The organism is Marinobacter sp. R17 (assembly GCF_003789045.1).
Lineage (GTDB): Bacteria > Pseudomonadota > Gammaproteobacteria > Pseudomonadales > Oleiphilaceae > Marinobacter_A > Marinobacter_A mangrovi.
In genome coordinates this window covers 40,811-59,742 of record NZ_RHGZ01000009.1, presented here as the reverse complement: position 1 = coordinate 59,742, position 18,932 = coordinate 40,811, and the positions used below count along the sequence as shown (strand labels likewise).

The 18,932-nt window shown below is 61.3% G+C and carries 14 protein-coding genes; 7 read left to right on the top strand and 7 right to left on the bottom strand.

Translation table 11 applies throughout. The annotated features are described in order from the left end of the window. Positions 1–33 precede the first annotated feature (33 nt). The 6 genes from EB809_RS08615 (at position 34) to EB809_RS08590 (ending at position 7,693) form a co-directional block, all read left to right on the top strand. Positions 34–1,824: an extracellular solute-binding protein gene (locus tag EB809_RS08615; protein ID WP_123634415.1), complete on the top strand. Its 1,791-nt coding sequence runs from the start codon at positions 34–36 to the stop codon at positions 1,822–1,824. Between the two features lie 34 nt (positions 1,825–1,858). After that, entirely contained in the window at positions 1,859–2,950 is a 1,092-nt protein-coding gene (locus EB809_RS08610; protein ID WP_123634414.1) for a microcin C ABC transporter permease YejB, read from the top strand. A 1-nt stretch (position 2,951) separates the two neighbouring features. Next, on the top strand, positions 2,952–3,980 hold the full coding sequence (locus EB809_RS08605) for an ABC transporter permease (RefSeq protein ID WP_123634413.1): 1,029 nt from the start codon (positions 2,952–2,954) through the stop codon (positions 3,978–3,980). Between the two features lies 1 nt (position 3,981). Beyond that, positions 3,982–5,598: an ABC transporter ATP-binding protein gene (locus tag EB809_RS08600; RefSeq protein ID WP_123634412.1), complete on the top strand. Its 1,617-nt coding sequence runs from the start codon at positions 3,982–3,984 to the stop codon at positions 5,596–5,598. A 125-nt stretch (positions 5,599–5,723) separates the two neighbouring features. Beyond that, the gene (locus EB809_RS08595) at positions 5,724–6,509 is read left to right on the top strand and encodes an enoyl-ACP reductase (protein WP_123634411.1); all 786 of its coding nucleotides are present in this window, start codon (positions 5,724–5,726) and stop codon (positions 6,507–6,509) included. Between the two features lie 134 nt (positions 6,510–6,643). Further along, positions 6,644–7,693 carry an alpha/beta fold hydrolase gene (locus tag EB809_RS08590; protein WP_123634410.1) on the top strand — a complete coding sequence of 350 codons (1,050 nt, stop codon included), beginning with the start codon at positions 6,644–6,646 and terminating at the stop codon, positions 7,691–7,693. Here the strand turns inward: EB809_RS08590 and EB809_RS08585 are convergent. Both EB809_RS08585 and EB809_RS08580 read right to left on the bottom strand, forming a co-directional pair. Then, positions 7,690–8,094, bottom strand: a complete 405-nt coding sequence (locus EB809_RS08585) for a PilZ domain-containing protein (protein WP_123634409.1) — start codon at positions 8,092–8,094, stop codon at positions 7,690–7,692. The genes EB809_RS08590 and EB809_RS08585 overlap by 4 nt on opposite strands. Then, complete coding sequence (locus EB809_RS08580) at positions 8,094–9,911, bottom strand: DUF1631 family protein (RefSeq protein WP_123634408.1); 1,818 nt, start codon at positions 9,909–9,911, stop codon at positions 8,094–8,096. The genes EB809_RS08585 and EB809_RS08580 overlap by 1 nt, the downstream gene beginning before the upstream one ends. Before the next feature lie 442 nt (positions 9,912–10,353). Here EB809_RS08580 and EB809_RS08575 point away from each other — a divergent pair, with 442 nt between their 5' ends. After that, the gene (locus EB809_RS08575; RefSeq protein WP_123634407.1) at positions 10,354–11,430 is read left to right on the top strand and encodes a 3-deoxy-7-phosphoheptulonate synthase; all 1,077 of its coding nucleotides are present in this window, start codon (positions 10,354–10,356) and stop codon (positions 11,428–11,430) included. A gap of 81 nt (positions 11,431–11,511) precedes the next feature. Here EB809_RS08575 and cysG read toward each other — a convergent pair whose 3' ends face one another. The 5 genes from cysG to EB809_RS08550 form a co-directional block, all read right to left on the bottom strand. Continuing rightward, on the bottom strand, positions 11,512–12,882 hold the full coding sequence (gene cysG, locus EB809_RS08570; protein WP_123634406.1) for a siroheme synthase CysG: 1,371 nt from the start codon (positions 12,880–12,882) through the stop codon (positions 11,512–11,514). A 43-nt stretch (positions 12,883–12,925) separates the two neighbouring features. Continuing rightward, complete coding sequence (gene serS, locus EB809_RS08565; protein ID WP_123634405.1) at positions 12,926–14,203, bottom strand: serine--tRNA ligase; 1,278 nt, start codon at positions 14,201–14,203, stop codon at positions 12,926–12,928. Between the two features lie 137 nt (positions 14,204–14,340). Continuing rightward, positions 14,341–15,693: a replication-associated recombination protein A gene (locus EB809_RS08560; RefSeq protein WP_123634404.1), complete on the bottom strand. Its 1,353-nt coding sequence runs from the start codon at positions 15,691–15,693 to the stop codon at positions 14,341–14,343. After that, positions 15,693–16,334, bottom strand: a complete 642-nt coding sequence (lolA, locus tag EB809_RS08555; RefSeq protein ID WP_123634403.1) for an outer membrane lipoprotein chaperone LolA — start codon at positions 16,332–16,334, stop codon at positions 15,693–15,695. The genes EB809_RS08560 and lolA overlap by 1 nt, the downstream gene beginning before the upstream one ends. A gap of 14 nt (positions 16,335–16,348) precedes the next feature. After that, positions 16,349–18,931: a DNA translocase FtsK gene (locus tag EB809_RS08550; RefSeq protein WP_123634402.1), complete on the bottom strand. Its 2,583-nt coding sequence runs from the start codon at positions 18,929–18,931 to the stop codon at positions 16,349–16,351. Position 18,932: the final 1 nt, after the last annotated feature.

The following is an 18,932-nucleotide window of genomic DNA, read 5'->3' as shown; positions in this document are numbered from 1 at the left end:
GACGGTCAGTCCGAACGAAAAAGAGCGGAATCCATGATCAGATTTTCTCAGACCGTCATTACCCTGTTTCTCCTGCTGACCGGCATGGCCCTGCACGCTGCAGAGGCCGTGCACGGGCTTGCCATGCACGGTGACCCGAAATACGGTCCCGACTTCAAGCACTTCGACTACGTTAACCCGGACGCGCCCAAAGGCGGCACACTGCGATTGAGCATCGTGGCCAACGGTTACGACTCACTGAACCCGTTTGTGCTAAAGGGGGTGTCGGCGGCCGGGCTACAGACTTACGCTTACGACAGCCTGCTCACGGAATCCGCCGATGAGCCCTTCACCATGTATGGGCTGATCGCCAAATCCGTGGAAACACCGGAAGACCGCTCCTACGTCACGTTCCATCTCCGTCCTGAGGCCCGCTTCTCCGACGGCGAACCCATCACCGCCGAGGACGTGGCCTACACGTTTCATCTGCTGATCGACAAGGGACACCCGTTCTTCCGCAGCTACTACGCGGAAGTCAAAGATGTGAAGGTGCTCGACAAATACACCGTCCGCTTTGATTTCGGCGACACCCAGAACCGGGAATTGCCCCTGATTCTCGGTCAGATGCCCATCCTGCCCAAGCATTACTGGGAAAAGCACGATTTCGAAGAATCCGGCCTCACCATCCCGGTCTCCAGCGGGCCCTACACGATCGAGAAATTCGACGCCGGCCGCTCGATCACCTATAAGCGGAACCCGGATTACTGGGCCCAGGATCTTCCGGTGAACGTCGGTCGCAACAACTTCGACGAAGTCCGCTACGACTACTACAGCGACGACACCGTCGCCCTGGAAGCCTTCAAGGCCGGCAACTACGATTTCCGTCTGGAGTCATCCGCCAAGAACTGGGCTACCGGCTACACCGGCGACGCCCTCTCGTCCGGCAAGATCATCAAGGAAGCGATCCATCACGGCCGCCCGGTGGGCATGCAGGCTTTCGCCATGAACAGCCGCCGCTTTCCCTTCGACAACCCCAAGGTCCGCGAAGCCCTGGCGTATGGCTTTGATTTCAACTGGGCCAACCAGAACCTGTTCTACGGCCAGTACACGCGCACCCAAAGCTTCTTTGAGAACAGCGACCTGGCGTCCTCAGGGCTGCCCAAGGGCGAGGAACTGAAGCTGCTGGAACCCTATCGCGACCAGTTGCCGCCGGAAGTATTCAACAAGGAATACCACCCGCCGTCGACGACCAACGGTACCACCCTGCGGGACAACCTGCGCACGGCCATCACACTGCTGCGCGACGCCGGATTTGAGATTCGGGATGGCAAGATGGTCGAAAAATCGTCTGGCCGCCCGCTGAAATTCGAGATCATGATTTTTCAGAAGACCTTTGAACGTGTGATCCTGCCGTTCAAGAAAAACCTGGCCAAACTGGGTATTGATGTCGATGTGCGTCAGGTGGATACCAGCCAGTACATCCGGCGCCTGCGCAGTTTTGATTTCGACATGGTGGTCAGCTCTTTCCCCCAGTCCGATTCGCCGGGCAACGAGCAACGCGACTACTGGCACTCCTCAAACGCCGATGAGCCCGGCTCCCGCAACATCCTGGGCGTCAACAGCCCGGTGGTCGATGACCTGGTGGCCAAAGTGATCCAGGCACCGGACCGCCAAGCCCTGGTGGACCGCACTCATGCGCTGGATCGGGTCCTGCTGTGGGGACACTATGTGATTCCCCAGTGGTATCTGGCCGTGGACCGGGTCGCCTACCGAAACAAACTGGCGCGACCGTCCAATACGCCGAAGAACGGCATTGATCTGAGCCGCTGGTGGGTCAAACCCTGATTCCTTCTCGCCTGCAAGAGGAAGCTGCTGACTGATGGGTGTTTACATCCTGAGGCGTCTGTTGCTGATCATTCCCACACTGGTCGGCATCATGCTGTTGAACTTCGTGATCGTCCAGGCCGCTCCGGGCGGACCCATTGAACAATTCATCGCCCAGATGCAGGGCATGGACAGCGGCGCCCTCACCCGGGCCGGCGGTGGCAGCGGCTCTGAAGTCAGTGGCGGGCAAGGTAGTGGTGATCAGCAAAGCCGCGGCGCCAAGGGCATCCCGCCAGAGTTGATTGCCGAAATGGAGAAGCAGTACGGCTTCGACAAGCCGCCGGCGGAGCGCTTCTTCAAGATGCTGAAGGACTACGCCACCTTCGACTTCGGTGACAGCTTCTTTCGGGACAGCTCCGTCATCGGCCTGATCATCGACAAGCTCCCGGTCTCCATCTCGATCGGGCTCTGGTCGACGCTGGTGATCTACCTGATATCGATTCCCCTGGGTATCCGCAAGGCGGTCATGGACGGCACCCGTTTCGATGTCTGGACCAGCTCGGCCATTATCGTCGGTTATGCGATCCCGGGCTTCCTGTTCGCCATCCTGCTGATCGTGCTGTTTGCCGGCGGCAGCTATCTGGACTGGTTCCCGCTGCGCGGCCTGACCTCCACCGACTTCGATACGATGACCTGGTACCAGAAGATCGGCGACTACTTCTGGCACCTGGCGCTGCCGGTGACGGCGAACGTCATCGGCGGTTTTGCCACCCTGACCCTGCTGACCAAGAACTCCTTCCTCGACGAGATCGGCAAGCAGTATGTGGTGACCGCCCGCGCCAAGGGTCTGGAAGATCGCCGTATCCTCTACGGTCATGTGTTCCGCAACGCCATGCTGATCGTCATTGCCAGCCTGCCGGGCCTGCTGGTGATGCTGTTCTTTACCGGGTCGCTGCTGATCGAAGTGATCTTCTCCCTCGATGGACTGGGGCTGCTGGGCTTCGAAGCGGCACTGAATCGGGATTATCCGGTCATCTTCGGGACGCTCTACATTTTTACGCTGATGGGCCTGGTACTGAAGCTGATCAGCGACCTGACCTACGTCCTGGTCGATCCCCGCATTGATTTCGAGAGTCGGGAGGGCTGATATGAAGCGTACTCAGCTTTCCCCGATCCAGCAGCGCCGACTGCGCAATTTCCGCAACAATCGCCGGGGCTACTGGTCGCTCTGGATCTTCCTGGTGCTGTTCACCGTCACGCTGTTCGCGGAGCTGGTGGCCAACGACAAACCGCTAGTCGTCAGCTACAAGGATTCGATCTATTTCCCGGTGGTACAGACCATCAGCGAAGAAAACTTCGGCGGCTTCCTGCCCACCGAGGCGGATTACCGGGACCCCTACATCGCCGACGAGATCAACGCCAACGGCTGGATGATCTGGCCGCCGATCCCGTTCAGTTACGACACCATCAACTACAACCTCACCGTACCCTCGCCCGCGCCACCCTCCGAGGTCAACTGGCTGGGCACCGACGATCAGGGTCGCGACGTCTTGGCCCGGCTGATCTACGGGTTTCGTATCTCGGTGCTGTTCGCCCTCACGCTGACCTTCTTCAGCTGCATCGTCGGGGTCATCGCCGGTGCCCTGCAGGGCTTTTATGGCGGTAAAGTGGATCTTCTCGGGCAGCGTTTCGTGGAAATCTGGTCCGGCCTGCCGGTGCTTTATCTGCTGATTATTCTCTCCAGCATCGTGCAGCCGAACTTCTGGTGGTTGCTGGGCATTATGCTGCTGTTCAGTTGGATGGGGCTGGTTGATGTGGTCCGCGCTGAATTCCTGCGGGCCCGGAACTTCGAGTACGTGCGTGCCGCCCGGGCGCTGGGGCTGGACAACCGCACCATCATGTTCCGCCACATGCTGCCCAACGCCATGGTGGCCACCATCACGTTCGTCCCGTTCATCCTGACCGGCGCCATTACCGGCCTCACGTCCCTCGACTTCCTGGGGTTCGGGCTGCCGCCCGGGTCGCCGTCACTGGGCGAGTTGATCGCCCAGGCCAAAGCCAACCTGCAGGCTCCGTGGCTGGGCCTGTCTGCCTTCATCACGCTGTCGATCATGCTGACCCTGCTGGTGTTCATCGGGGAAGCGGTGCGTGATGCGTTTGATCCGAGGAAGAACTGATATGGCCGCGTTCCTGGACATCCGCGACCTGTCCATCGCCTTTGATGGCAAAACCATTGTCGACCGGCTGTCGTTCGCCGTGCCCGCCGGCAAAACCGTGGCCCTGGTCGGCGAAAGCGGCTCCGGCAAGTCGATTTCAGCGCTTTCCGTTCTGCGGTTGCTGGACGAGCGCCATGCCAGCTACCCGAGCGGCGAAATCCGGCTCGAGGGTAGCGAGGATCTGTTGAAGGCCAAGCCGCAGCGCATGCGCCAGATCCGTGGTCGCCGCATCAGCATGATCTTCCAGGAACCGATGACATCGCTGAACCCGCTGCACACGGTGGAAAAGCAGATCGGCGAAACGCTCGCTATCCACCAGGGCATGCGCCCCAACCAGGCCCGTAAACGCACCCTGGAGCTGCTGGAACTGGTGGGCATCCCGGATCCGGAACACCGCCTGACGTATTATCCCCACCAGTTGTCCGGCGGACAGAAGCAGCGGGTCATGATCGCCATGGCCCTGGCCAACGAACCGGAACTGCTGATTGCCGATGAGCCAACCACCGCGCTGGACGTGACCGTGCAACGCCAGGTGCTGGAGCTGCTGCGATCGCTCCAGGCGAAGCTGGGCATGGCCGTTCTGTTGATTACCCACGATTTGTCCATTGTGCGTCGCTACGCCGATGAGGTGGTGGTGATGGAAAAAGGGCGACGCGTTGAATCGGGCCCGACGGAAACCGTCTTCCAGTCACCTACACAGGCCTACACCCGGATGTTGCTCGAATCCGAGCCGGGGACACCGCCCGAGCACCTGACGGGAGCGGCCGATGCCATCCTCGAACTGGATGACGTCAACGTCCGCTTCCCGCTCACCAAGAGCTTTTTCGGTCGCCCCAAATCCTGGCTCCATGCAGTGCAAAACATCAGTCTTTCGGTCCGGCCCGGCGAAACCCTTGGCATCGTCGGCGAAAGCGGCAGCGGAAAGACTACCCTGGGTATGGCGTTGATCAAGCTGGTGCAAAGCTCTGGACAGATTCGCTTCCGGGGGCAATCGATCGAGAATCTTAATCAGAAGGAATTCAAGCCACTACGCAAGGATATTCAAGTGGTTTTTCAGGACCCCTATGGCAGCCTGAGCCCGCGAATGTCGATTGCGGAGATCGTCGGCGAGGGTTTGATGGTCCACCTGCCCGATCGGCAGGACGAGCACGAGGCGATGATTATCCAGGCCCTGAAGGATGTGGGCCTGGACCCGGAAGCCCGGGATCGCTATCCCCACGAGTTTTCCGGCGGACAACGCCAGCGGATCGCCATTGCCCGCGCCCTGGTGCTGCATCCGTCGGTGATTCTGCTGGATGAACCCACGTCGGCCCTGGATCGCTCGGTCCAGAAGCAGGTGATCGAACTGCTGCGTTCCCTGCAGGAACGCTATCGATTGAGCTATCTTTTTATCAGCCACGATCTGGCCGTTGTGCGCGCTCTGGCCCATCAGGTGCTGGTGATGAAAGACGGCAACGCGGTGGAGTACGGCGACGCCAGCCAGGTTCTGAGCGCGCCGCAAAAGGACTACACCCGCAACCTGCTGGAAGCCGCCTTCTTCTATCAGGATGCAGAGACCGGTGAAGTGCGGACTCGGTAACCGGCACGTTTGCGACATCCATGGGCCCAGGACAGCCGCGCCAGCGGCTCTTAGACGAATAGCGAGTTAAACGACGCACGCCGATCGGTGACAATGCGTTATACCAACGAATCAGGAGATCCTCCATGGGAATTCTTAAAGGAAAACGCGCCCTCATTGTTGGGGTGGCGAGCAAGCATTCCATCGCTCACGGCATTGCGGAAGCCTTCCACCAGCAAGGTGCCGAACTCGCCTTCACCTACCAGAACGAAAAGCTGCGTTCACGGGTCGAGGGTTTCGCCAAGGAATGGGGCAGCGAGCTGACCTTCCCCTGTGACGTCGCCGACGACGCCGAGATCGAGGCCGTGATGGCATCCCTGGGCAAACACTGGGACAGCATCGACATCATCGTTCATGCGGTCGGATTTGCGCCGGCACACGAACTGAACGGTAACTACGTCGACGTGACCACCCGCGAGGGTTTCAAGATCGCCCACGACATCAGTTCCTACAGTTTCGTGGCGCTGGCCAAGGCCGCTCGCGGCATGCTCAAGGAAAACAGCGCGCTGCTGACCCTGACCTACCTGGGTGCCGAGCGCGTGCTGCCCAACTACAACGTGATGGGCCTGGCCAAGGCGTCTCTGGAAGCGAACGTGCGCTATATGGCCGCCGGCCTGGGCCCGGACGGTATCCGCGTCAACGGCATTTCCGCCGGTCCGATCAAGACACTGGCTGCCTCCGGCATCAAGAGCTTCCGTCGCATGCTGCAGGAAAACGCCAACCGGGCGCCGCTCAAGCGCAATGTCACCACGGAGGAAGTGGGCAACACCGCAGCCTTCCTCAGCTCGGACATGGCCAGCGGTATTACCGGCGAAATCCTCTACGTGGATGCCGGCTTCAACATCACCGGTATGGGCGCGCTCGAAGAGTAACCTTCTGCCGGCTTCGTTGGCGCCCCACTCTGGCGGGCGCCAACCATCTCTCCTCTCCCTGTTTGTCGAACTCCATCACTGTTCCCCCCTGTAAAGTTAAGTAACCTCGGGGCGTGCTGAATGGAGTAAATGACATGCGCCTGACCGTCCGTTTCCTGTTCCTGATCCTGTTGTTGGCTTGCGGCCTGTCCGGCTGTTCCAGCATCGGCTCCGCCATGAAGGCGAGCCCGTCGCTGGCCAACGCCACCGGATTTGCCGACATTCCCATGCCGTACCTGGAAGAACGGTATGAGAACGATCAGTCCCGCTTTATGGACGTCAACGGCTATCACATTCACTATCGCGACCAGGGCCAGGGCGACACCATCATCCTGCTGCACGGCATCTTTTCCGCCCTGCAAACCTGGGACGGCTGGGTCGACGAGCTGAGCCGCACCCATCGCGTGATCACCCTGGATATGCCGGGCTTCGGAATGACCGGCGCACCGGAGAATCCGGACGACTTCGACGAAGCCAACATCGTCAATACGTTTGCCAAGTTCGTGGAGCGGCTGGATCTCGATACCTTTACACTGGCCGGGAACTCCCTGGGTGGTTTTGTCGCAGCCAGTTACGCAGCGCAATACGCTAACCGGGTGGACCGGCTGATCCTGCTGGATCCCTTCGGCTACCCGCAAGATACCCCCTGGCTGCTTGACCTGGGCACCTCATTCCCGATCCAGTTCCTGGGGCAATATGTCCAGCCACCGGTGATCATCACGATGACACTGCGCTGGGCCTACGGCGATCCGCGTCGCATGAAGGAGAAAGACGTGCGACGCTACGTGCAGATGTCGCAGCGCCCGGGCGCCCGGCCGATCTACATGAAAACCCTGGAGATGGTGGAGGAACGTGCCGAGAACGACGCGCCGCTGCCGTTTTACCGGATTACGGCGCCCACCCTGCTGATGTGGGGCGAGGACGATGACTGGGTGCCGCTGGAGCTCGCTCAGCGCTGGCTGGACGACCTGCCGAACGCCCGACTGGTCACTTATCCGGGCGTCGGCCATATTCCCATGGAGGAGGTGCCGGAAGATACGCTCAAGGACGCCGAGCGTTTCCTGTCACAGGGGCTCGACCCGTTCCCCAAAACACTGGCGGGCGCCCGGCACTCTTCGGAAGACGAGACGCCGGCAGGCGGTTAGTCGTCTTCCAGGACCCGGATCATGGTCTCCAGCCATTCCAGGACCGCCGTGTCATCGGACTCCAGCACCTGCAGACCGACCTGCCAGGTGCCGTCATCACCGGGGCGGCACCAGACCACCTCGACCATCAACGGATACAACGTTTCCTGACCGGCCTGCACCAACTCCACGGTGGCCGGCAGGATCGCCCCATCCGGGAACGATTCCGACGCAACGATACGAATGCCACGGGCAGACAGGTCAGAGGTGTAGCAACGCAGGAAGCGCGGTTTGCCGCCGACATCCGGTTCCGCAGACTCCAGTTCAAGACTGATAGTGACCCGGCCGGTCAACCGGAACTCCCGCCGTTGTTCGTTTTCGGTTTCGGGCTGATTCCCGAATTCGTAGTCCATGCCACTCATCAGCGCCCCACCCTGATTCGGCCGACAACCCGTGACAGCGTGTCTTCAAACTCCGCCTCACTGCTCATGACCCGCGCCTGACCACCGGCGATGGCCTCAACCAGTGCATCGGCGACCATTTCGGTGCGGTTCAGTCCCAGGCGATCGACAAACACCAGTTTGCCGGTCGCGTTCAGTCGCACCGCCAACTTCAGCTTGCGGGCCTCCTGGGACGGATCGGCCGCATCCGCCGCTACGGCGATCCAGTTACCAAGTTTGAGTGCGTCAACCTGGCGGCGCGCCATCTCCAGCCGCTCTTTTTTCAGGCGGGTCTGCTCGGCCTCTTCGCGGGCGCGTTCCTCGGCCTCTTCACGGGCCCTGGTCTCAGCTTCCTCGGCGGCGCGACGCGCTTCTTCTTCCTGGCGCTTCTGTTCAGCCATCGCGCGCTCTTCACGGACCTTGGCCGCCTGAGCCTCGGCTTTGGCGCGGGCTTCACGGCGTTTTTCCACCTGCTTTCGCAGCACCTGTTCCAGCTTGCCCACCGTGTCCGAGACCACGTCACCGAAATGATTGATCGGCGGCAAACTCTGCAGGCGCCCGCGGGCTATGCTGTCGCGGAAGTCATGCCAGCTCATCAAACCCAGTTTGACGCCTTCACCGTTGGTCCAGAGGATCTCCTGAGCTTCCTCAAGATAAGCGAAAAAGAACTGGCGCTGCTGTGCCTCATCCTCGCCTTCGACAAACCACACGCCTTCGTAGGGCCGGACTTCCGCCGAATCGATGGGCGTGGGGTTGAGCCAGCGTGGCTCGTAGGTGAAGTTGCCGACCGGTGCGAGATCCACAGGCGTGCCTCGCAGACGGGCCACCATGGTTTCCTCGATACCTTGCAGGGCCTCCGCCGGCAGCTTCTCCTGCTGCACGCGAGTCCAGACTTCATTGATCTTGTCGCTCAGTTGTTCACCGACGTGGTAGAGCTTGTCCCGCTCCTTGTCGGAGAGCTTGGGGTCGGACACCCAGATCATCCACTCCAGCAACTTGGCCGCATGGCGACCGTTGTCGCTGGCCAGGCCGTCGCTCCAGATCACTTGCCGCAACAGCGGCAGCCAATAACGCTCAACGAAGACAATCACCGCGGGCGGTAATTCACGTCGCCCCAGCGCCCGGCCGACCACTGCACGAGCCATCTGCTCGGCGGCACGCTGCCGCGCGGCACCTCGCTCGGTCTCCAGCAAGCGCTGTCGCAGTCTGTCGATGCGGCCTTCTTTCTGGGCCTGCTCTTTATGCCAGTCACGGGCAAAGGTCTGAAAGGGCGCCAGATTGCGCTCTTCGAGACAGCGGTTGCCCACATCAACCAGGGCATCCAGCCAGCCCGAAACCTGGCGCGCGGCGCGGCCGCCCGAATCGCTCCAGCCGCGCAGGGTATGCAGGCTATCCAGCCACCCGTGAACCGGACTGTCGGCACCGATAGCAGAGGCACCCTGCTCACTGATTTGCCAGGCGAGAATAAACCGAAGACGCGCGCAACGACGCACCAGGGTCGCGTGCAGACCCGAGGTCTGGAGGAAGACATCCATGATGCGATCGGCAAGATAGGCCGCATTCACCTGACGCACCGACCAGGTTTCACCCACGGCGGACAGAACGTCGATGACGCGTTTGTCCTGCTGTTCACGCCAGCAGTCGGCCAGTAAAGGCAGCCAGTCAGGAATGACGTCGTCCTGCGGTCGCGCCACCGGATACGGCAACTCAGGGACACGAATGCCCTTCAGTATCGCCTGAACCAGTTCCGGATGCGGCTGTTGGGCACCACTGGCCTGACGGCCTGGGGGTTGAGCCATGAAAATGGGGTTTCCTGTCATTCGGTTATCGTCGGCTGGAGGAACAGTCTTGGAGGACCGACGACACAGCAGCTAATGCAGCGGCCTATTGCAGCACGCAAGCCCCAATGAGTCCAGCACCCTAAACGCCTCAGGATGTCCGGACTATCGTGACGATAACCCAATACGATGTATCGATTCTTGTAAGGGTAGGCCAAAAACAGCACATTGGATCAACAATCCATACGCCTGGAGCGGCCTGTCACAAACACGCTGTAGGCAATTGCATTGGCTTGTTTAATATCGCAGTATATTCGCCCCTCGACTCATCACAATAACGCCGGTAGTCCAGTGAGAAAGCGGGTTCCGGGAAACCGGACCGTCTGACGACCGCCCACCTCACGACGCGACACCTGACTTTAAGAAGCTGTCGCAAGCTGCTGATTTTGGAGAAGACAACGTCATGTCTGACAAGCAGATCGAAAACATCAACGTCGCTGCCCAGGAGCCGCTGATCACACCGGACGCGCTCAAGCAGGAGATGCCCCTGTCAGAGAAGGCAGCGGAAACCGTCGCCGCCGGACGCGAAACCATCAACAACATCCTGGACGGCAAAGATCATCGCCTGTTTGTCGTCGTTGGCCCCTGCTCCATCCACGATGTGAAAGCGGCGCGCGAATACGCCGAAAAGCTGAAGACTCTGGCTGATGAGGTGAGCGACACTATTTACGTCGTCATGCGCGTCTATTTCGAGAAACCGCGGACCACCATCGGCTGGAAAGGTCTGATCAACGACCCGCACCTGAACGACTCGTTTGATATCGAGCAGGGCCTGCACATCGGTCGCCGCCTGCTGCTGGATATCGCCGAGCTGGGCCTGCCGGCCGCCACCGAAGCGCTGGACCCCATCTCACCGCAATACCTTCAGGATACGATCTCCTGGTCTGCGATCGGCGCTCGTACCACGGAATCTCAGACTCACCGTGAGATGAGCAGCGGCCTGTCCATGCCCATCGGCTTCAAGAACGGCACCGACGGCAGCCTGGACGTGGCGATCAACGCCATGAAATCCGTCTCTCACCCGCACAGCTTCCTGGGCATCGACCAGAAGGGTCAGGTGTCCATCATCCGCACCAAGGGCAACAGCTACGGTCACGTGGTCCTGCGTGGAGGCGGTGGCAAACCCAACTACGATTCCGTCAACGTGGCGCTGTGTGAAAAGGAACTGGAGAAATCCGGCCTGCGCAACTCACTGATGGTGGATTGCAGCCACGCCAACTCCAACAAGGACCCGGCGATCCAGCCGCTGGTCATGCAGGATGTGGCGCACCAGATCCTGGAAGGCAACCGCTCGATCCAGGGCCTGATGGTGGAAAGCCACCTGAACTGGGGCAACCAGTCCATTCCCGACAACCTGGACGACCTGAAATACGGCGTCTCGGTCACCGATGCCTGCATCGACTGGGAAACCACCGAGAAAGCCCTGCGCGACATGCGCGAAAAGCTGAAGGATGTACTGCCGAAACGCATTCAGCAGTGATGCATTAGGCGGTTAACAGAAGGCGCCTGCGGAAACGCAGGCGCCTTTTTGGTGAGCGACAGATTATCAAAAGAGCCTTGACTAGCTCCGGGCGATCCAATCGAGCTTGTCCCGCAAACTCACGACCTCACCGATTATGATCAGCGTGGGTGCTTTCACCTCGCTGGCGGCCACCCGGTCCGCGATCGTATCGATCGTTCCGGTGACGACCACCTGCTCCGGCGTAGTGCCTTTTGATACCAGCGCTACCGGCATCGACGGCGCCATACCGTGGGTCATCAGCTCTCGGGCAATGATCGGCAAACCTACCAGCCCCATGTAGAACACCAGCGTCTGGTTGCTCTGGACAAAATCCCGCCAGGGTAACTCACAGGTGTCGTTCTTCAGGTGGCCGGTCACGAAGCGAACGGATTGCGCGTAATCCCGGTGAGTCAGCGGAATGCCCGCGTAGGCCGAGCAGCCCGACGCGGCCGTGATTCCGGGCACCACCTGGAATGGCACGCCCGCCTCGGCCAGCGTTTCGATCTCTTCGCCGCCGCGACCGAAGATAAACGGATCCCCGCCCTTGAGCCGCACGACCGTGCGACCTTCCTGAGCCAATTCCACCAGGCGCTGATTAATCTCTTCCTGGGGCAACGTGTGTTTGGATCGCTGCTTGCCAACGTGGATCATCTCCGCGTCGGCACGCACCCGGCTCAGGATTTCCCGGGACACCAGCCGGTCGTAAAGCACCACGTCGGCCTGGGCAATGACTCGCAGGGCTTTGAGGGTCAGCAGATCCGGGTCGCCGGGACCGGCACCAACCAGGAAGACCTCACCTTGCGGGCCACGGCCTTCAGCACTTCGGAGCTCGGCATCCAGCTCGCGGTTGATGGCCTCCGCCGACATCTGATGGGCCCGACTGACCAGCGGGCTGTCCAGCAGACGGTACCAGAACCCGCGGCGTTGGTGTGGCGTGTCGAGAACCTGATTCAGATCGCCTTTGGCCAACATGGCTTGCAGGACATCGGTCAGCCCTTCCGGCAGCAGCGTATCCAGACGCTGGCGCAACCAGTTGGCGACCGTCGGCCAGCGGCCACCGGTATCGACGGTGACCCGCAGAGGACCCCGCTGGACGGTCGCGGGGAACTGAACCCGGGCCCGCGGGTGATTCCCCGGCATCCAGACCGGCACGTCGGTGGCGATTTGCGATAACCAGCGCTCATCGCGGCCCGCGTCCCCGGAATCGATCAGGACCAGACCAAAGTCGTCGGATGACAGAACGGTATCGCTGGCCGGCCCAGGACGGCATTCGCTGGACGCGGGCGCCTCGTCAGGCAGGCTGTCATGACCAAGCCAAACCACGCGGGCGCCCTGATCGGCGCAATAACGGGCCTTGGCAAGCAGCCGCGGCCCACTGCCGAGACAGCCGACGACAGGTTGGTCAATGCGAAGGGAAACTGTCAGGCTCAACTCTATCTCTCCGTTCCTTGACCACCCGCGTCGGCCGATGGTCTCAAGGCTTTATGACATCCAGTCCGCCCATGTAAGGCTTCAGGACCTCGGGCACGCGAATGCTGCCATCCGCCTGCTGGTAATTTTCCATCACGGCGATCAGCGCCCGTCCCACCGCCAGACCGGACCCGTTCAGGGTATGCACCAGTTCCGGCTTGCCGGTCTCCGGATTGCGCCAGCGCGCTTGCATACGGCGAGCCTGGAAATCACGGGTGTTGCTGCAGGAGGAAATCTCCCGGTACTTGCCCTGCCCCGGCAACCACACTTCCAGGTCGTAAGTCCGGGCGGCGGAGAAGCCGATGTCACCGCCACACAGCTCGACCACGCGATAAGGCAGTTCCAGCTTCTGCAGGATGGCCTCGGCGTGACCGGTCAGCGTCTCGAGGGCTTCCTCGGAATCCTCCGGGCGGACAATGTGAACCAACTCCACCTTGTCGAACTGGTGTTGGCGGATCATGCCGCGCACGTCCCGGCCGTAGGAACCCGCTTCGCTGCGGAAACACGGCGTGTGGCAGACCATCCGCAGCGGCAGCTCGTCCGCCTTGAAGATGGTGTCGCCCGCCAGGTTCGTTGCCGGCACCTCCGCGGTCGGGATCAGGTACAACGGGTTGTCGCCGTCCATGCGGAAGAGGTCTTCCTCGAACTTGGGCAACTGCCCGGTCCCGTACAGCGTATCGGCATTCACCAGGTATGGCAGATAGGTCTCGCTGTAGCCGTGCTCGTCCGCGTGCGTGTTGATCATGAACTGGGCCAGCGCCCGGTGCAGCCGGGCAATCGGGCCACGCATGACGGCAAAGCGGGACTGGGCCAGGCGCGCTGCGGCGTCGAAATCCAGACCACCGATGGCTTGTCCCAGGTCCACGTGATCCTTCGGCTCGAAATCAAGCTCAGCGGGCGTCCCCCACTGGCGCACTTCGACGTTGTCGTCCTCGTCCTCGCCTTCCGGCACGGACGGGTCCGGCACGTTGGGAATACCGGACAGGAAGTCGTTCAGTTCGGCCTGAAGCTGGCGCAGCTCGTCTTCGGCCTCGCTACGCTGGCGCTTCAGGTCATCGACCGCCGCCAGCAGCGGCTGGATATCCTCGCCGGCGGCCTTGGCCTTGCCGATGGACTTCGATCGCTTGTTCTGCTCACTCTGAAGCTCTTCGGTCCGTACCTGAAGGGAACGGCGACGGGATTCCAGGGACTGGAAGGTCTCGACGTCGAAGGTGTAGTGGCGCACGGCAAGGCGCCGTGCAATGTCTTCAGTCTGGCTTCGAACAAGTTTGGGATCGAGCATGATCGTCCTGTTAACTTCGGGTGAATAGAACGCACCGTGCAACGCCGGCGCTGACGTTGCGCATAGTATACCTTCAGGAAATTCCTGTACCACCGGGGACACCGACTCTGTGTGCGATGACCGGTTTCAGGACGGGATCAGGACGACTTCGGGGACGGATAACGCTGCTCGGTACTCGCCTCGTTGCGGGCATCGAGTCGTTCCCGTTTTTCCCGCAGCTTGATTTCCAGTCCGCGGGGCACGGGATCGTAATAACGTACCCCATGGATCGCCTCGGGTAAATAGGCTTCACCGGCGGCAAAGGCATCGGGTTCGTCGTGGGCATAACGGTATTCGGCGCCATGGCCCATCGACTTGAGCAGCGATGTCGGCGCATTGCGCAGATGGACCGGCACCTCGTAGTCCGGCTGCTGCCGAATCGCGGCCACACACTGGTTATAGGCCTTGTAGACGGCGTTACTTTTGGGCGCCAACGCCAAATAGGTGACGGCCTGGGCCAGCGCCAACTCGCCTTCCGGTGAACCCAGCCGCTCCTGGGTATCCCAGGCATCGAGGCTCAATCGCAGGGCCCGGGGATCGGCATTGCCAATATCCTCGCTGGCAATGCGAACCAGGCGACGGGCGACGTAGATGGGATCGGCGCCGCCATCGAGCATACGGCACATCCAGTAAAGCGCACCGTCCGGATCGGACCCTCGCACCGATTTGTGCAGCGCCGAGATCTGGTCGTAGAACACATCGCCGCCTTTATCGAAGCGGCGCAGGCTCGACTGCATGACCTGCTCGAGTACCGATTCGGTCAATTCGGCGACCCCTTCGTCGTTGGGCTCAGCCAGATCGGAGGCGACTTCCAGCAGGTTGAGGGCGCGTCTGGCGTCGCCGTCAGCCGCCGTGGCGATGATATCCAGGAGATCTTCGGACACCTGAAGACGATTGGCCAAACCCGCCTCGCTGCTCAATGCCCGACGCAACAGCGTCTTCAAGTCGTCGGCTTCGAGATTCTTGAGCACATAGACCCGCGTGCGGGAGAGCAAGGCGCTGTTCAGTTCGAACGAGGGATTCTCGGTGGTGGCACCAACAAAGATGACGGTGCCGTCTTCAATGTGTGGCAGGAAAGCATCCTGCTGGCTCTTGTTGAAGCGGTGGACCTCGTCCACGAACAACAGCGTGTCGCGGCCTTCGACCTGTTTCCGGTTTCGGGCCCGCTCGACCGCGTCGCGGATATCCTTTACGCCGCTGAGAACGGCGGACAGGCTCTCAAACGCGATGTCGGCAGTGTCGGCCAGCAGCTTGGCAAAGGTGGTCTTGCCAACGCCGGGCGGGCCCCACAGGATCATGGAGTGCAGCTGGCCGTCCTCAACGGCGCGACGCAGCGGCTTGCCCGCCCCCACCAGGTGCTGCTGCCCGGCGTAGTCGGCCAGCGTGCGCGGCCGCATCCGGGATGCCAGCGGCTGGAAGCCGCGCGTCTCCTCGAACAGGCCGCTCTGCATTACTGGGCGCTCTTAATGATGTCCACGGAATCCGGGTAATCCAGGTGGAACACGCTGTCATTCACGGACTGGTTCACCTTCACGTCCTGGAAGCTGAGGACGCTGACCTGATCCAGGGAATCCCGCAGGCGCATCTCGGACAGGACGTCATCCCGGAACCTCAGGCGCAGGGACAGGAACAGGGAGTCCTGGCTGCGGGGCTTGAGGATGAAGTCGTCGGCGCCCGCCGTTTCCTCATCCCGGGAGACCTCATAGGCCTCTTCCAGATTGTCCACCTGGCCACTCAGCAGGAGCGCCGGTGTTGAGGACATCTGTTTGTCCATCGGCTTGACGGTGACCTGCTCCAGGTCCGGATCGTAGACTTCCACCTTCTTGCCATCGGCCACGATGGTTTGTGAGAACGGGCTCTTGGACTCCCAGAAAAACAGCCCCGGACGCTTGGCCTTCAGGTTACCGCGGGTTTCCTGGACCTTACTACCGGTACCGTCGACCACGACCTGGATGAAATTGGCCTGGTAGGTCCGGTATTTTTCCAGCTTGCTGGCCAGCGCCTTGGCCGCCTGGGCGTCGGCCCAAGCCGGTGATGTACTGATCAGCAGGACAGCCAGAACGGCCGACACGCGGCCCATAAACGTCTTCATGCGATTAACAACTCCTAGTCTCGCGGGGGTGGCGGTGCCAGCACTTCCCGGGCACCGTTGTGACCGGCGGCACTGACGACACCTGAAGCTTCCATGGCATCGACGAGGTTGGCCGCGCGGTTGTAGCCAATCTTGAATTTACGCTGCACGGAGGAAATGGAGACCCGACGGCCTTCGGTCACGAAGGCGACCGCTTCGTCGTAGAGTGAATCCCCCTCGCTGTCACCGCCGCCTTCGGACAGTGACGGAACCCCCGGCAGCTTCTCGCCTTCGGCGCCGTTGAGCACGTCGTCCACGTAAACGGGCTCGCCCCGGTCCTTCCAGGCGCTGACGATCCGATGCACTTCGTCATCGTCGACAAACGCACCGTGAACCCGCACGGGCAGACCGGAGCCCGGTGGCAGGTAGAGCATGTCGCCATGACCGAGCAGCTGCTCGGCGCCGCCCTGGTCCAGCACCGTCCGGGAGTCGATCTTGGATTGCACCGAGAACGAAATCCGCGTCGGGATGTTGGCCTTGATCAGGCCGGTGATCACGTCCACCGACGGACGCTGTGTCGCCAGGATCAGGTGAATACCGGCTGCCCGAGCCTTCTGGGCGATCCGGGCGATCAGTTCTTCCACTTTCTTGCCGACGATCATCATCATGTCGGCAAATTCGTCGATCACCACGACGATAAAGGGCAACGGCTCGAGTGCGGGTCGATCCTCTTCACCGTTTTCCAGATGCTCGTCCGGCTTCCACAGCGGGTCCGGAATCGGTTCGCCCGCCTCGATGGCATCCTTCACCTTGCGGTTGAAACCGGCCAGGTTCCGGACCCCGAGCGCGGCCATCAGTCGATAACGGCGTTCCATCTCGGCCACGCACCAACGCAGACCGTTGGCGGCTTCCTTCATGTCGGTGACAACCGGAGCCAACAGATGGGGAATGCCGTCGTAGATGCTCAATTCCAGCATCTTCGGGTCCACCATGATGAAGCGCACTTCGTCCGGCGTGGCTTTCAGCAGCATGCTGAGAATCATGGCGTTGACGCCCACCGACTTACCGGAACCGGTGGTACCGGCCACCAGCAGGTGCGGCATCTTGCCCAGGTTGGCGGTCATCGGGTTGCCGCCGATGTCGTTACCCAAAGCCAGCGTCAGTGGTGAACTGGATTCCTCGAACGCCCGCGATGACAACACCTCGCGCAGGCGCACCATCTCCCGCTCTTCGTTCGGGATCTCGATGCCGACCACGGACTTGCCCGGAATGACTTCCACCACCCGCACACTGATCACCGCCAGTGACCGCGCCAGGTCCTTCGCCAGGTTGGAAATACGGCTGACCTTCACGCCCGGCGCCGGTTTGATCTCGAAGCGGGTGATGACCGGCCCCGGATTGACCTCGACCACTTCAACGCTGACCCCAAAGTCGGACAGCTTTTCCTCAAGCAGCTGGGACATGTGCTCCAGCGATTCCTTGGAATACCCCTTCTTCTTGTGGGGATCGGCAGGATCCAGCAGCGTGAGCGGCGGCAGCGGGCTGTCGATGTCGTCGAACAGCGACGGTTGACGCTTTGCGTTCTTGTCTCTGGGCCCTTCATCCTTGCGCTTGAACGGCGAAATCTTCACGTTGCGGGCATCAGGCGCAGGCTGTTCCGGAGCGGCTTTACGTGCGGCCGGACGCGGCGTGGGCGCAGGCTCGTCATCGGTGGCAGAAAAACCCGCTTCTGCCGGTGCGTCCAGACGAGCCGTCGCGGCCAAGCCTTCGACACTCGGCTCAATCCGGGCCGGCAGAGGCTCGTACTCTTCGTCGTCAGACCGATTGCGGCGGAACCAGCCGCGAATGCGTTGCAGCAGCGACAGCTTGTCGTCGTCTTCCCCGGCAACCCGGTCGTTGACCAGCGGCGGTTCGCGACGGGCGGGCGCCGGTTCGGGTTTCTTCGCGGGTTCCGGCGTGTCGTCAGCAGGCTCGGCGTCGCTGTTGAAATTGGTTTTGACCCACTCGGCAAAACGCAGGGTGTAGTCACCCAGCGAATCCATCAGACCGAACCAGGACAGCCCGGTAAAGACCGTCAGGGCAAACAGGAAAATGGCCACCAGCACCAGCGTCGCAGCCGGCAGGTTGAACGCACCCACCATGGTATCGGACACCTCGACCCCGAGCACGCCACCGGCGCTGGCATCCAGCCCCATAATGGAATACAGGGACAGCAGGCTGGTAGCGCTCAACAGAATCAGGATGAAGCCGCCGAAACGCAGCAGGAAGAGCGGCCAGTGCAGTTCAATAGAGTCGTTACGGTGCTTGACCAGCAGAAAGGCGTAGAACGCCACCATGGCCGGAAACAGGAATGCCACCTGACCGAAGAAGTCGATCAGCAGGCTGGCGATCCAGGCACCGGTGCGCCCGGCGTAGTTGGAGACCGACACTTCGTGGCCGACACTCGCCCACCCCGGGTCGCTGGCGCTGTAGCTCACCAGCGCCATAAGCAGATAGATGCACAGCGCAATCAGGGCGATCAACGCGCCTTCGCGTCCGCCCTGGGCAAGCAATGTACGGAAGCGCTGCTGCTTCTCTGTCAGCTGGGTCTCTTGCCCGGCTTTTTTTCGTTCTGACATG

Bases quoted from the DNA above. Each gene is read 5' to 3' on its own strand.
- EB809_RS08615 (WP_123634415.1), top strand. From the start codon at position 34: ATGATCAGATTTTCTCAGACCGTCATTACCCTGTTTCTCCTGCTGACC.
- EB809_RS08610 (WP_123634414.1), top strand. From the start codon at position 1,859: ATGGGTGTTTACATCCTGAGGCGTCTGTTGCTGATCATTCCCACACTG.
- EB809_RS08605 (WP_123634413.1), top strand. From the start codon at position 2,952: ATGAAGCGTACTCAGCTTTCCCCGATCCAGCAGCGCCGACTGCGCAAT.
- EB809_RS08600 (WP_123634412.1), top strand. From the start codon at position 3,982: ATGGCCGCGTTCCTGGACATCCGCGACCTGTCCATCGCCTTTGATGGC.
- EB809_RS08595 (WP_123634411.1), top strand. From the start codon at position 5,724: ATGGGAATTCTTAAAGGAAAACGCGCCCTCATTGTTGGGGTGGCGAGC.
- EB809_RS08590 (WP_123634410.1), top strand. From the start codon at position 6,644: ATGCGCCTGACCGTCCGTTTCCTGTTCCTGATCCTGTTGTTGGCTTGC.
- EB809_RS08585 (WP_123634409.1), bottom strand. From the start codon at position 8,094: ATGAGTGGCATGGACTACGAATTCGGGAATCAGCCCGAAACCGAAAAC.
- EB809_RS08580 (WP_123634408.1), bottom strand. From the start codon at position 9,911: ATGGCTCAACCCCCAGGCCGTCAGGCCAGTGGTGCCCAACAGCCGCAT.
- EB809_RS08575 (WP_123634407.1), top strand. From the start codon at position 10,354: ATGTCTGACAAGCAGATCGAAAACATCAACGTCGCTGCCCAGGAGCCG.
- serS (WP_123634405.1), bottom strand. From the start codon at position 14,203: ATGCTCGATCCCAAACTTGTTCGAAGCCAGACTGAAGACATTGCACGG.
- EB809_RS08560 (WP_123634404.1), bottom strand. From the start codon at position 15,693: ATGCAGAGCGGCCTGTTCGAGGAGACGCGCGGCTTCCAGCCGCTGGCA.
- lolA (WP_123634403.1), bottom strand. From the start codon at position 16,334: ATGAAGACGTTTATGGGCCGCGTGTCGGCCGTTCTGGCTGTCCTGCTG.
- EB809_RS08550 (WP_123634402.1), bottom strand. From the start codon at position 18,931: ATGTCAGAACGAAAAAAAGCCGGGCAAGAGACCCAGCTGACAGAGAAG.